The sequence below is a fragment of the Aromatoleum toluolicum genome (assembly GCF_012911005.2).
Lineage (GTDB): Bacteria > Pseudomonadota > Gammaproteobacteria > Burkholderiales > Rhodocyclaceae > Aromatoleum > Aromatoleum toluolicum.
Genome location: NZ_WTVS01000112.1, coordinates 1 through 11354 on the forward strand (window position 1 = coordinate 1; position 11354 = coordinate 11354).

An 11354-nucleotide genomic window follows, 5' to 3' on the forward strand; every position below is an offset into this window, starting at 1 on the left:
CCATCCCCCTCCTAACCTCCCCCTTGAAGGGGGGGGAACAAGGGCCCCCGACGTCATCCGGCTGATTGCCGGGTCGCTCGCAAGTCCTTCCGCTTCACTCCACACATATCCAGGCGCCCGCAACGGCGCCCGGAGGGGAAGACTCATGGATTTCGTTTCCTTCCTGATCCAGGTGCTGAACTCGCTGCAGTACGGCCTGCTGCTGTTCCTCGTGGCCAGCGGGCTGACGCTGGTGTTCGGCATCATGGGCATCATCAACCTCGCGCACGGCAGCTTCTACATGGTCGGCGCCTACCTCGCGTTCGCGCTGACGAGCATGACGGGCAACCTGATGCTGTCGATCGCGCTGGGCATCCCGCTTGCGTTCGTGTTCGGCGCGATCCTCGAATGGGCGCTGTTCTCGCATCTGTACAAGCGCGACCACCTCGAGCAGGTGCTGCTGACCTACGGCCTGATCCTGATCTTCGAGGAACTGAGGAGCCTCGCGGTCGGCGACGACGTGCATGGCGTCGCGATTCCCGCGCTGTTCTCGGCCTCGATCCCGCTGTCCGACAACCTCAGCTACCCGGTGTATCGCCTGGTGATCTCGGTCGTGTGCGTCGCGCTCGCGGGCGGGCTGTACTGGCTGATCCAGAAGACGCGCCTCGGCATGATGATCCGCGCCGGCAGCCACGACCGCGACATGGTCAAGGCGCTCGGCATCGACATCAACGTGCTGTACCGCACCGTGTTCGCGCTGGGCGTCGCGCTCGCCGCCCTCGCCGGCATGCTCGCGGCGCCGATCTCCTCCGTCTATCCGGGCATGGGGTCGAGCGTGCTGATCATCTCCTTCGTCATCGTTGTGATTGGCGGCGTCGGTTCCGTGTGGGGCGCGCTCGTCGCCGCACTCGTGATCGGCTTCGCGGACACCTTCGGCAAGGTGCTGCTGCCCGATCTCGCGGGCCTGATGGTCTATCTGGTGATGGCCGTGGTGCTCTTGTGGCGCCCCGAAGGCATCTTCAAGAAGGCTTGAGAGGAAGGATGAGGCAATGAATTCCCGTACAACCACGTTCTTCAAGCTGGCCGTGATGGCCGGCGTGCTGGCCTTCCCGGTCTTCGGCTCGGACTTCTACGCCGAGATGATCGCCAAGGTGATGATCCTGGCGATCTTCGCGATGAGCCTGGATCTGCTGGTCGGCTTCACCGGCCTGGTGAGCTTCGGCCACGCCGCCTATTTCGGCATCGCCGCCTACGCGGTGGCACTCCTCACGCCGAAGTACGACCCGGCGAACCTGTGGCTGGCGCTGCCGGCCTCGGTGCTCGCGGCGGCCGTCGCGGCCTTCGTCATCGGGCTCTTCGTGCTCCGCACCAAGGGCATCTACTTCATCATGGTGACGCTCGCCTTCGCGCAGATGGCCTACTACGTGTTCCACGACACGCCGGTGGGCGGCGGCTCGGACGGCATCTACCTCAACTTCAAGCCCGACGCGGCGATCGCCGGCTGGGCGCCGTTCGACCTCAATGAGCCGCTGCATCTCTACTACTTCGTCGTCGCGGCGATGCTCTTCGCCTACGGCCTGTTGAAGCTCGTGCTGCGCTCGCCCTTCGGCCGCGTGCTGGTCGGCATCCGCAGCAACGAGCACCGCATGCTCTCGCTCGGCTACGCGACCTTCCGCTACAAGCTCGCCGCCTTCACGCTGGCGGGCGGCCTCGCGGGCCTCGCCGGCTTCCTGTACGCGGTGCTGTTCGGCTTCGTCACGCCCGAATACCTGTCGTGGCACAAGTCCGGCGATGTGCTGCTGATGGTGATCCTCGGCGGCATGGGTAACCTCGCCGGCGCGATCGCCGGGGCAGTCGCGCTCGTGGGCCTGCAGGAGATCTTCACCAGCGTCACCAAGCACTGGCAGCTGCTGATGGGGCTCACGATCGTCGCCGCGGTGCTGTTCATGCCCGGCGGCCTGACCGCAACGCCGGCCCGCATCATGGCGCGCATCAACGGGGGAAAGAGCAATGTCTGAAGTCCTGCTCTCGTCGGAAGGTATGACGCGCCGTTTCGGCGGCCTGACGGCGAACCAGAACGTCGATATCCAGCTCGAGCGCGGCGTGCTGCATGCGCTGCTCGGGCCCAACGGTGCGGGCAAATCGACCTGCATCAACATGCTGTCGGGCGACCTGCCGCCGTCCGAAGGCACGATCCGCTACAAGGGCGAGGACATCACCGGGCTTACGGCCTACCAGCGCTCGCGCATCGGCATCGGCCGCAGCTACCAGCGCACCAACATCTTCCCGAAGTTCACGGTGCTGGAGAACTGCCGGCTCGCCGCGCAGTCGAGAAGGCCCCGCCCGTGGAGCCTGTTCACCGACGCGCTGCGCATGCCCGAAGCGGTCGAGCGCGCGCGTGCGGCGATCAATGAGGCGGGTCTTTCCGGCCGCGAGAACCGCGTCGCCGGCACGATGTCGCACGGCGAACAGCGGCAGCTCGAGATCGCGATGGTGCTCGCGACCGACGCCGAAGTGCTGCTGCTCGACGAGCCGCTCGCGGGCATGGGCTCGGAGGAGTCGGCGCAGATGGTCACGCTGCTCAACCGCCTGAAGGCGACGCGCGCGATCCTCCTCGTCGAGCACGACATGGACGCGGTGTTCGCGGTCGCCGACCGCATCACCGTGATGGTCAATGGCCAGGTGCTGGAATCGGGCTCGCCGGAGCAGATCCGCAACAGCCCCGACGTGCAGGCGGCCTATCTGGGACACGAGGCGGAGCATGAATGACATGTCCATGTTCAGAGTGAACGAGGCGGCTCAGTTGGTTACCCCGGCGGCCGCGGAGCAGAGCCCCGACCAGCGCGAGATGCTGCTCGAAGGCGTCGGCCTGCACACCTACTACGGCTCCAGCCACATCCTGCATGGCGTCGACTTCCACATCCGCAAGGGCGAGGCGCTCGGGCTGATGGGGCGCAACGGCATGGGCAAGACGACGCTGATCCGCACGCTGATGGGTTTCCTCATGCCCAAGGCGGGCGGCGTGCTGGTGCGCGGCCAGCGCATGACCGGCGGGCCGACGCACAAGATCGCGAAGCTGGGCATCGCCTACGTGCCCGAAGGTCGCGGCATCTTCCCCAACCTGACGGTCAGGGAGAACCTGATCATGGCCGCGCGAGCCGGCGTCGATGGCCAGCGCGAGTGGACCTTCGAGCGCGTGATGGCGACCTTCCCGCGGCTTGCCGAGCGCATCGAGAACGGCGGCGGCAATCTTTCCGGAGGCGAGCAGCAGATGCTGACGATCGGCCGCGCGCTGATGACGAACCCGGATCTCCTGATCCTCGACGAGGCGACCGAGGGCTTGGCGCCGCTGATCGTGCGCGAAATCTGGCGCGTGATCCGCGAGATCCGCGACAGCGGCATCGCGACGGTGATCGTCGACAAGAACCACGCGGCCATCACCGCGCTGACCGACCGCTCGATGATCCTCGTGAAGGGCCAGGTCGTGTTCGACGGCCCGAGCGCGGAGGTGCGCAATAATCCCGAGCTCATCAAGAAACACCTGGGGGTCTGAATGAAACAAGTGCTGGTCGGCGGCAAGCGTCTCGAATACGTCCGCCTGCCCTCGGCGCATCCGCGCGAGGGCGCGCCCGCCATCGTGTTCCTGCACGAAGGGCTGGGTTCGGTGTCGATGTGGCGGGACTTCCCGCAGAAGGTAGCGGATGCGACCGGCTGCGAGGCCATCGTCTATTCGCGCGCGGGCTACGGGCGCTCCGACCCGGCCGAGCTGCCGCGCACGACGCGCTACATGCACGACGAGGGGCTGACGGTGCTGCCCGCGTTCCTCGACGCGCTGCAGCTCGACCGGCCCATCCTGCTCGGCCACTCCGACGGCGGCTCGATCGCGCTGATCTGCGCGGGCGGTACCGGCACACCGCTCTCCGGCGTGGTCCTGATGGCGCCGCACGTGCTGGTCGAGGACATCTCGGTCGAGAGCATCGCCCAGGCCAAGGTCGCGTGGCAGAGCACCGACCTAGCGGCGCGCCTCGGCAAGTATCACGCCGACGTCGAGGCTGCGTTTTGGGGCTGGAACGACATCTGGCTGCATCCGGATTTCCGCGCGTGGAACATCGAGGAATACCTGCCCGGCATCGCCTGCCCGGTGCTCGCGATTCAGGGCGAGGACGACGAATATGGCACCATGGCGCAGATCGACCGCATCGCCGCCCAGGCGCGCGACGTGGATCTCGTCAAGCTCGCCGACTGCCGCCATTCCCCGCACAAAGACCAGCCCGCGGCCGTGATCGAGGCCGTCGGCGAATTCGTGAACCGCATCCTGGACTGAACCGCCATGATTTTCGAATGCAAGAAATCCATCCGCTTCCACCACTGCGACCCCGCCGGCATCGTCTTCTACCCGCAGTGCCTGGTGCTGTGCAATGAAGTGGTCGAAGACTGGTTCGACCACGGCATCGGCGTCGATTTCTACAAGCTGCACGCGGAAATCCGCCGCGGCGTGCCGATGCGCCACCTCGAAGTCGACTTCATCGCCCCGAGCATGCACGGCGATGAACTCACCTTCACGCTCTACGTCGCGCGTATCGGCGGCAGCTCGATGGACATCGTCACCACCGCATCGATGGGCGAGCAGGTGCGCTTCCGTGCGAAGCAGACGGTGGTATGGGCCGACCTCGGCGGCGCGCCGCGCTCGACGATGATCGACGACGAATGGCGTGCGCGCTTCAGCCGCTATCTGATGGATTAGGGCGGATGCGATCCGGCCGTCGCGGCAAGACCGATGATTTCATTGGCGCGACGACCGAATTCCGCCGTTCGCCCCGAGCCTGTCGAAGGGCGCTGCCAGGGCTTCGACAGGCTCAGCCCGAGCGGTATCGGGGGCCGGATTGACAAGGAAGAAGGACAGACGATGGACTACAGCCGCTACACCAACCTCAAGGTCGAACTGCACGAGCACGGCATCGCCGAGGTGATCCTCGGCGAACCGGGCAAGCTGCCCGCCGCCGATGCGACCGGCCACGGCGAACTCGCCGACATCTGGCGCGACCTCGACCGCGACGCGGCCGTGTCGGTGATCGTCGTGCGCGGCCAAGACAAGGGCTTCTCCGCCGGCGGCACGCTGGACCTCGTCGCCGCGATGGTCGACGAGTTCGAGCACCGCGCCCGCGTGTGGAAGGAAGCGCGCGACATCGTCTACAACATGATCAACTGCTCGAAGGTGATCGTCTCCGCGATCAACGGCCCGGCGGTCGGCGGCGGGCTCGCGGTCGCGCTGCTGGCGGACATCTCGATCGCTGCGAAGAACGCGCGCCTGATCGACGGCCACACGCGCCTCGGTGTCGCCGCCGGCGACCACGCCGCGATCATCTGGCCGCTGCTGTGCGGCATGGCGAAGGCCAAGCTGCATCTGCTGCTGTCGAACGAGATTAGCGGTGAGGAAGCCGAGCGCATCGGCCTGGTGTCGATGGCGGTCGAGGCCGACGTCCTGCGCGACACCGCCTTCGACGTCGCACGAAAACTCGCCGCCGGCCCGCAGACCGCGCTGCGCTGGACCAAGCACAGCCTCAACAACTGGCTGCGCCAGGCCGGCCCGATCTTCGACAACTCCGTCGCGCTCGAGATGCTCGGCTTCACCGGCCCGGAGGTGCGCGAAGGCCTGGCGGCCGTGCGCGAGCGAAGGACGCCGAATTTCCCGGCAGGCTCGCCGATATGACCTCAGTGCGATCCCGCACGTCCCTGCCCGTAGGGTGGGAGGAGCGCAGCGCATCCCGCCACGCGGCGGTGCCGGCTCGATACGCCCATTTGGCGGGATAGCTCCCGCCCTACGAAAAACCGCAATCCCACAACGGCGCCGCAGAGCGTCCGACCCCACCCGCAACGACAGAGAGAGAACCGCCATCATGACCACCTACCAGTGCAGCGCCTGCTACTTCCCCTACAACGAGGCCGACGGCCTGCCTGACGACGGCATCGCGCCCGGCACCAAGTGGGAAGACGTGCCCGAGGGCTGGGTCTGTCCGGACTGCGGCAACGGCAAGGAACACTTCAACCCGGCGCCCGAACAGGAGGGCTGAGGCACGGCGATGACTGCGCTGGCCGCGGACGCGTAGGTGCCCGTGGTCGGCGCGAAGGCTTGGGACACGCGACGCGCCACATCAAGCCCAACATGAAGTACCTTGGTGTCATGCATGTGCGGTGCTGCGGCGCCTTTCCCGCTTCGCGAGGATGCGCGTTTCATCGTAGAAGATGGCGCGTTGATCATGCAGTGCGCATGGCCATTCGGTGAAGTGTGCGACCGAATCGTGGACATGCTCGGCCATGAAGATTTCGACTTCTGCCGGAAGTACTGACCGATCGTCCCAAGTGGCGATGATCAATTCTTCGTAGCCGGTGCGAGCGCGGCTCCAAGTGGCGTCGCCGTGCCTTTCGACCGGCTCGCGGATGGCAGGAATCTGGCGCACCAGACGCCGATGCTCGGCCAGAAGCTGTTTCGCCTGTACATCCGGATTGCGCGGCAGTTCGTATGTCCAGCTAGTCGGTGAGCACGTCCGATGGTGGTTGTGCGCCGTTACCGCGTCGCACACCATGGGATCGACGCTGCGGTGCAGCGCTCCAAGCACGCGGCTGTCGCTGCTCGTCCGCGTGATCGCGGCGCGCCAGCGAAATTTCAGCTTGCGGTGTGCATGCAGCAGCGACTCCAGTGAGCCATCGGCCGCCGGCAGGGACGCCATGTAGGCGTGATAGGCATGCAATAGCGGTGAATCGGGCGGCAGCGCGATTTCCATGCGAACTTCGAGCGGCGCGTCGGAAAGCCTGCGCAGCATCACCCCGCTTTTCAGGGCCTCGGCGTACATGTCGCGCAAGGGAACACGCGAAAGCGAATTGGACCGGCCCTGAAAGCCGTCGAAATAGCCACCTCCTATGTCCGAATGCACGCCGGGGTAGATCACCTCTTCGCACTTTTCCGAGTATTCGCTGCCGACGCGAACCGAATCGAGCGGGAAGGCCTGTCGTACTTCATGCCCTGAAACGAAATGCAGGCAGCGCTCGACGCCTTCGGGAATCGCCAGTTCCGAGCCCCAGCCCATATGCAGCCCGGGGCCGCCAACCGACGCCACCGTGTCGAACAGGCCCATGAAGACAATGCGCAGGCGTACCCGCTCGCCGTAGCGTGACTTCCACATCAAACGCTTGTCGGCATCACGTTCGCATTGCTCGGCGATCAGGCGGCGGATGAAGGCGCGGGCGAGGGTCGCGCCGCGCGAAAAGCCGAAGACCGATAGCGTGATCCATTCCATGTGCCGCACGGCGCCCGCGCTCCAGTCGATCTCGAGGATGCGCCGGAACTCGTACAGTGCGGCTTCGAGGCGCATCTCGCCGCCAGCGCCGAAACCCAGCCCCAGGGTTCCGCCTTTGTCTTCGTCCGGCGAGATGTTGCCGTTCGCATAGCGATACGGCGTGCCGACCCCGGGAATGTATGTGGGTACCGCCTCCAGTCCGTCCTTGTCCTTTATCGCCGCTTGATAGAGCTTCGCAATGTTTGACAGTGCCCGTTCGGGCTCGGGTTTGGCCATCTCCTGGTACAGGTTGTTACCGGTGCCGTCGAAGAAGAAGGACAACTTGGGATTGAGGCGGCACCGGACGCGGTCGGCGGGCGTGGAATCGGCCGTCCACCATGCCATCTTGTCTTCCATACGCTTCTTCGCGCCTTGCTGCCAGGCGCTTGCGAGCTGATCGTCGGTGGTGGGGGTGCCGGCTTGTCTGACACTCATGTCTCGAACCTTGCAATGAAACTATTTAGTGGTGCATCCGCTGCGCGTGGAGGAGAACGCGAACTCGACTGTATCGACCGTCCGGAAGATCACGCACAGATAGATCTCATCGGCGAGAAAGTCCTCGCGTGACCAGTCGTCCTTGATGCTCTTGTTGATGCGATGCGGGGCACGGGGGAAGGGGACGAGGGCGGAGCGGTCTTCGCCGGCGACGGTGATCTTTCCGGTGGCGGGATCGTCCTCGGCGCCCCAGCGCCACTGCACCAGGGCCGGTTTCGACCAGTCCTTGCGGCCTGCGATGCAGCATGTTGCGCCCGCGCCTCCTCCATATGCATCGACGTTTCCCGCCCATGCGTCCTCGACGACGATATTGGGTGCGTAGCGGTGGGTGTGGTTCACGGGCACCAGCATCTGGCCGGGCTCATTGCCGGAGTCGAAGGGGGTCGCGCAGGACGAGAGCGAGAGGGCGGCCAGCGCCCCGAGGGCAGGTTTCCAGATTTTCATGTTTGCGTGACAGATGCGTAACCGGAAGGCAATTCTTTGCGCCTGGCGACGGTGATCAACGGCGATCCCCGCGCAGCGGACAGTGTACCGCGTGCTGCCGAGCTAATGACAAATGAAAATTGCCGCGAGCGGCCGTGGCGGGGCGATGGTGCACCTGGACACGCCCTCGGACTGCTCGTGTTCAAGTCCGTGGTCGGCTAACCGGTCGCGCCTGGCGGCCCGTGCGCATGCACTCCGTTGCATGAGAATGAATAATTGTTCATTCAGTACTTGATTTCGGAAAAATCCGCGGGTAGAGTGAACGAGCGTTCAGTCAGTTGATGGACATCAAACAGCCTGAAATGGAGACGGGACCGGAACGACTTGGCCGGACAGGCTCCCCGACAGGGCGGGGCAATCAAAAGGAGACGGATTCATGAACGACGGATTGTTTGACCAGTTCAAGGAGTGGTACGAAAAGCGCCATGACTACGCCCGGGCGTGGAAGGCGCGCACCGGCGGCCAGGTCGTCGCGACGATGTGCACCTACACACCGGAAGAGCTGCTGATCGCGGCGGGCATGCTGCCGGTGCGTGTGCTCGGCGCGCACGAGCCGCAGAACGTGACCGAGCCGCACATCTTCGGCATGTTCTGCCCGTTCTGTCGCGACTCGCTCGCCCAGGGACTGCTCGGTCGCTTCGACTACGCCGAAGGCGTCACGCTGACCCAGTCGTGCATCCAGTACCGCCAGGCCTACAGCTCGTGGCGCCAGAACGTGCCCACGGTGCAGTGGGACTACTACGTCGCGATGCCGAACGACGTGCAGTCGCCGCATTCGCGCAAGGCGCATTACGCCGAGATCCAGCAGTTCCGTGTGTTCCTGCAGACGCTCACCTGCAAGACGCTCACCGACGACATGCTGCGCGACGCGCTCGCGGTGATGGACGAGAACCGCCGCCTGCTGCGCGAGCTGTTCGACTACCGCAAGGCGGACGAGCCCAAGGTCACCGGCGTCGAGGCTCTGTACGCGTCGATCACCGCGCAGTTCATCGACAAGCGCGAACACAACGAGATGCTGAAGAAGGTGCTCGCTGCGCTGCCGGCGCGCAAGGTGACGCGGCCGACGGGCGCGCGCTTCATGACGATCGGTTCGGAGAACGACGACGTCTCCTTCATGGCGATGGTCGAGTCGGTCGGCGCCACGATCGTCATCGACGACCAGTGCTCCGGCACGCGCTACTTCTGGAATGCGTCGAAGAACGACGACGACGTGATCAAGGCGATCGCCGAACGCTACTGCGACCGCCCTGCCTGCCCGACCAAGGACTACCCGGCGCACACCCGCTTCGACCACGTGCTCAACCTGGCCAAGGAATACAAGGTGCAGGCGGCGGTCTTTCTGCAGCAGAAGTTCTGCGATCCGCACGAGGGCGACTACCCGGACCTGAAGCGTCACCTCGAGGCGAACGGCATCCCGACGCTGTTCCTCGAGTTCGACATCACGAACCCGATCGGCCCGTTCCGCATCCGCATCGAAGCGATGCTCGAGACGCTGAGCGAAGAAGAGCTGTTCTGAGCCCCACAGGAGACAAGTCATGGATATGAAGGCGCTTTACCCGACCGAACCGCTCAAGCTGTGGAGCAAGGCCAAGCAGCTGCGCGAGCAGTACTACCAGAACTACGCGCGCGCCAAGGATAACGGCGGCATCCGCTGGTCCGCCGCCGGCTGGTCCTTCGACGCGATCCCGACCTCGCTCGGCGACGACGTCTATCCGCTCACCGGCGAGCCGTATTCGGCCGGCGTGTCGCTCGACAAGAAGTTCACGCAGCGCTGCCTCGACGCCGCCGAGTCCTACGGCTTTGCGCGCGACATGTGCTCCTACATGCGCATCTACTGGGGCAGCATGCACCTTGATGAATACTTCTACGGCGGCAAGTGGCCGAAGTCGGACTTCATCTACCAGACGCAGATCTGCTGCTCGCACGCGAAGTGGTACCAGCACGTCGCGCGCGTGAAGAACATCCCCGACTTCTATGTCGACGTCTCGGTCGGGGCGTACAAGGACCTGACGCCCGAACGGCTCGACTACGTGACGGCGCAGCTGCACGACTCGATCGAGTTCGTCGAGAAGGCGACCGGGCGCAAGTGCGACGACGAGCTGCTGATCCGCGCGATCAAGAACGAGATGCGCTCGACCAGCCGCTGGGCGCAGATCTGCGAGCTGCAGAAGGCGCGGCCCGCGCCGCTCGACGAGAAGACGATGTACTCGCTGTACGTGCTGTGCATCCTGCACAAGTCGTCGCAGTGGTGCGCGGACTTCATGGACGAGCTGTACGACGAAGTGAAGGACCGCGTCGTGCGCGGCATCGCCGCGGTGCCCAACGAGCGCTGCCGCCTGATGTCGGACACGCAGCCGCCGTGGCCCTTCCTGAAGATCTTCCGCTACCTCGAGAGCTACGGCGCGGTGTCGATCGGCTCGCTCTACACCTTCGGCCTCGAAGGCACGTGGGAGTACAAGGAAGACGGCTCCTGGGGCGCGCGCACGCTGCCGTGGGAGAAGGGCATCGAGATGAACGACCGCGACACGGCGCTGCGCCTGTATGCGGACTGGAACCTGTCGAAGCCCTTGTGGCAGCAGTTCTTCGACCCGTCGGTGAAGTCCGAGATGATGCTCAACATCGCGCGCGACTGGGGTGTCGATGGCTGCATGATGCACCTCAACCGCGGCTGCGAAGGCCTCTCGGTCGGCATCATGGAAAACCGCCAGGCGATGGCCAAGGCTGGCATCCCGATCATGACCTACGAGGGGAACATGGGCGACGAGCGCGAGTTCGACGAGGTGCGCACCCAGGCGCGCGTCGACGCCTTCATGGAGCAGCTCGGGCTGCGCAGGCTCGCGGCCTGATCCGCATCGCACCCCCAAAAAACCGATAGAGAGCGGCGCGCCTTTCCAGTTGATGAGTCTGGCGGGGCACCTTGTTCCTCCCCCTTCAAGGGGGGCGGAGCAGGGGTTTCGGCGAGCACTGCTCGCCGCCTGTGGAGCGGCGAGGCGAAGCCGAGACTACCGGTTAGGAGGGGGATGGGTTTCGGCCACGGCTGCGTAAACCCATCCCCACCCCAGC

At 65.2% G+C, this 11354-nt stretch carries 12 protein-coding genes; 10 read left to right on the top strand and 2 right to left on the bottom strand.

Features of this window, described 5'->3' with window-relative positions; genetic code table 11:
• The first annotated feature begins 145 nt into the window (after nt 1-145).
• The 8 genes from GPA27_RS26530 to GPA27_RS26565 all read left to right on the top strand — a co-directional run bounded on the left by GPA27_RS26530 (nt 146) and on the right by GPA27_RS26565 (nt 6050).
• The gene (locus tag GPA27_RS26530; RefSeq protein WP_169143428.1) at nt 146-1012 is read left to right on the top strand and encodes a branched-chain amino acid ABC transporter permease; all 867 of its coding nucleotides are present in this window, start codon (nt 146-148) and stop codon (nt 1010-1012) included.
• A 16-nt stretch (nt 1013-1028) separates the two neighbouring features.
• Nucleotides 1029-1997 carry a branched-chain amino acid ABC transporter permease gene (locus tag GPA27_RS26535; protein WP_169143429.1) on the top strand — a complete coding sequence of 323 codons (969 nt, stop codon included), beginning with the start codon at nt 1029-1031 and terminating at the stop codon, nt 1995-1997.
• A complete protein-coding gene (locus GPA27_RS26540) occupies nt 1990-2748 on the top strand; it encodes an ABC transporter ATP-binding protein (protein WP_169143430.1) in 759 nt (252 codons plus the stop codon). Before GPA27_RS26535 ends, GPA27_RS26540 begins: the two co-directional genes overlap by 8 nt.
• Nucleotides 2749-2827: 79 nt before the next feature.
• Nucleotides 2828-3532, top strand: coding sequence for an ABC transporter ATP-binding protein (locus GPA27_RS26545; protein WP_169143438.1), 705 nt, complete (start codon nt 2828-2830; stop codon nt 3530-3532).
• On the top strand, nt 3533-4303 hold the full coding sequence (locus GPA27_RS26550; RefSeq protein ID WP_169143431.1) for an alpha/beta fold hydrolase: 771 nt from the start codon (nt 3533-3535) through the stop codon (nt 4301-4303). It begins immediately after the preceding gene.
• Nucleotides 4304-4309: 6 nt separating this feature from the next.
• Nucleotides 4310-4723 (top strand): benzoyl-CoA thioesterase, encoded by a 414-nt coding sequence (locus GPA27_RS26555; RefSeq protein WP_169143432.1) that lies wholly within the window; start codon nt 4310-4312, stop codon nt 4721-4723.
• 162 nt (nt 4724-4885) lie between these two features.
• Nucleotides 4886-5689 (top strand): enoyl-CoA hydratase/isomerase family protein, encoded by an 804-nt coding sequence (locus GPA27_RS26560; RefSeq protein ID WP_169143433.1) that lies wholly within the window; start codon nt 4886-4888, stop codon nt 5687-5689.
• 187 nt (nt 5690-5876) lie between these two features.
• The gene (locus GPA27_RS26565; RefSeq protein WP_169143434.1) at nt 5877-6050 is read left to right on the top strand and encodes a rubredoxin; all 174 of its coding nucleotides are present in this window, start codon (nt 5877-5879) and stop codon (nt 6048-6050) included.
• A gap of 108 nt (nt 6051-6158) precedes the next feature.
• Here GPA27_RS26565 and GPA27_RS26570 read toward each other — a convergent pair whose 3' ends face one another.
• Entirely contained in the window at nt 6159-7670 is a 1512-nt protein-coding gene (locus GPA27_RS26570; protein WP_256223129.1) for a T6SS phospholipase effector Tle1-like catalytic domain-containing protein, read from the bottom strand.
• Nucleotides 7671-7769: 99 nt separating this feature from the next.
• On the bottom strand, nt 7770-8252 hold the full coding sequence (locus GPA27_RS26575) for a DUF3304 domain-containing protein (RefSeq protein ID WP_169143436.1): 483 nt from the start codon (nt 8250-8252) through the stop codon (nt 7770-7772).
• A gap of 415 nt (nt 8253-8667) precedes the next feature.
• Here GPA27_RS26575 and bzdN point away from each other — a divergent pair, with 415 nt between their 5' ends.
• Nucleotides 8668-9807: a benzoyl-CoA reductase, bzd-type, subunit N gene (gene bzdN, locus GPA27_RS26580; RefSeq protein WP_169143437.1), complete on the top strand. Its 1140-nt coding sequence runs from the start codon at nt 8668-8670 to the stop codon at nt 9805-9807.
• Between the two features lie 19 nt (nt 9808-9826).
• Nucleotides 9827-11137 (top strand): benzoyl-CoA reductase, bzd-type, subunit O, encoded by a 1311-nt coding sequence (gene bzdO, locus GPA27_RS26585; protein WP_246261509.1) that lies wholly within the window; start codon nt 9827-9829, stop codon nt 11135-11137.
• Nucleotides 11138-11354 lie beyond the last annotated feature (217 nt).

Excerpts from the sequence above, each read along its gene's own strand:
- bzdO (WP_246261509.1), top strand. The coding sequence starts at position 9,827 with ATGGATATGAAGGCGCTTTACCCGACCGAACCGCTCAAGCTGTGGAGC.
- GPA27_RS26530 (WP_169143428.1), top strand. The coding sequence starts at position 146 with ATGGATTTCGTTTCCTTCCTGATCCAGGTGCTGAACTCGCTGCAGTAC.
- GPA27_RS26565 (WP_169143434.1), top strand. The coding sequence starts at position 5,877 with ATGACCACCTACCAGTGCAGCGCCTGCTACTTCCCCTACAACGAGGCC.
- GPA27_RS26560 (WP_169143433.1), top strand. The coding sequence starts at position 4,886 with ATGGACTACAGCCGCTACACCAACCTCAAGGTCGAACTGCACGAGCAC.
- GPA27_RS26535 (WP_169143429.1), top strand. The coding sequence starts at position 1,029 with ATGAATTCCCGTACAACCACGTTCTTCAAGCTGGCCGTGATGGCCGGC.
- bzdN (WP_169143437.1), top strand. The coding sequence starts at position 8,668 with ATGAACGACGGATTGTTTGACCAGTTCAAGGAGTGGTACGAAAAGCGC.
- GPA27_RS26555 (WP_169143432.1), top strand. The coding sequence starts at position 4,310 with ATGATTTTCGAATGCAAGAAATCCATCCGCTTCCACCACTGCGACCCC.
- GPA27_RS26545 (WP_169143438.1), top strand. The coding sequence starts at position 2,828 with ATGCTGCTCGAAGGCGTCGGCCTGCACACCTACTACGGCTCCAGCCAC.
- GPA27_RS26570 (WP_256223129.1), bottom strand. The coding sequence starts at position 7,670 with ATGGAAGACAAGATGGCATGGTGGACGGCCGATTCCACGCCCGCCGAC.
- GPA27_RS26550 (WP_169143431.1), top strand. The coding sequence starts at position 3,533 with ATGAAACAAGTGCTGGTCGGCGGCAAGCGTCTCGAATACGTCCGCCTG.
- GPA27_RS26540 (WP_169143430.1), top strand. The coding sequence starts at position 1,990 with ATGTCTGAAGTCCTGCTCTCGTCGGAAGGTATGACGCGCCGTTTCGGC.
- GPA27_RS26575 (WP_169143436.1), bottom strand. The coding sequence starts at position 8,252 with ATGAAAATCTGGAAACCTGCCCTCGGGGCGCTGGCCGCCCTCTCGCTC.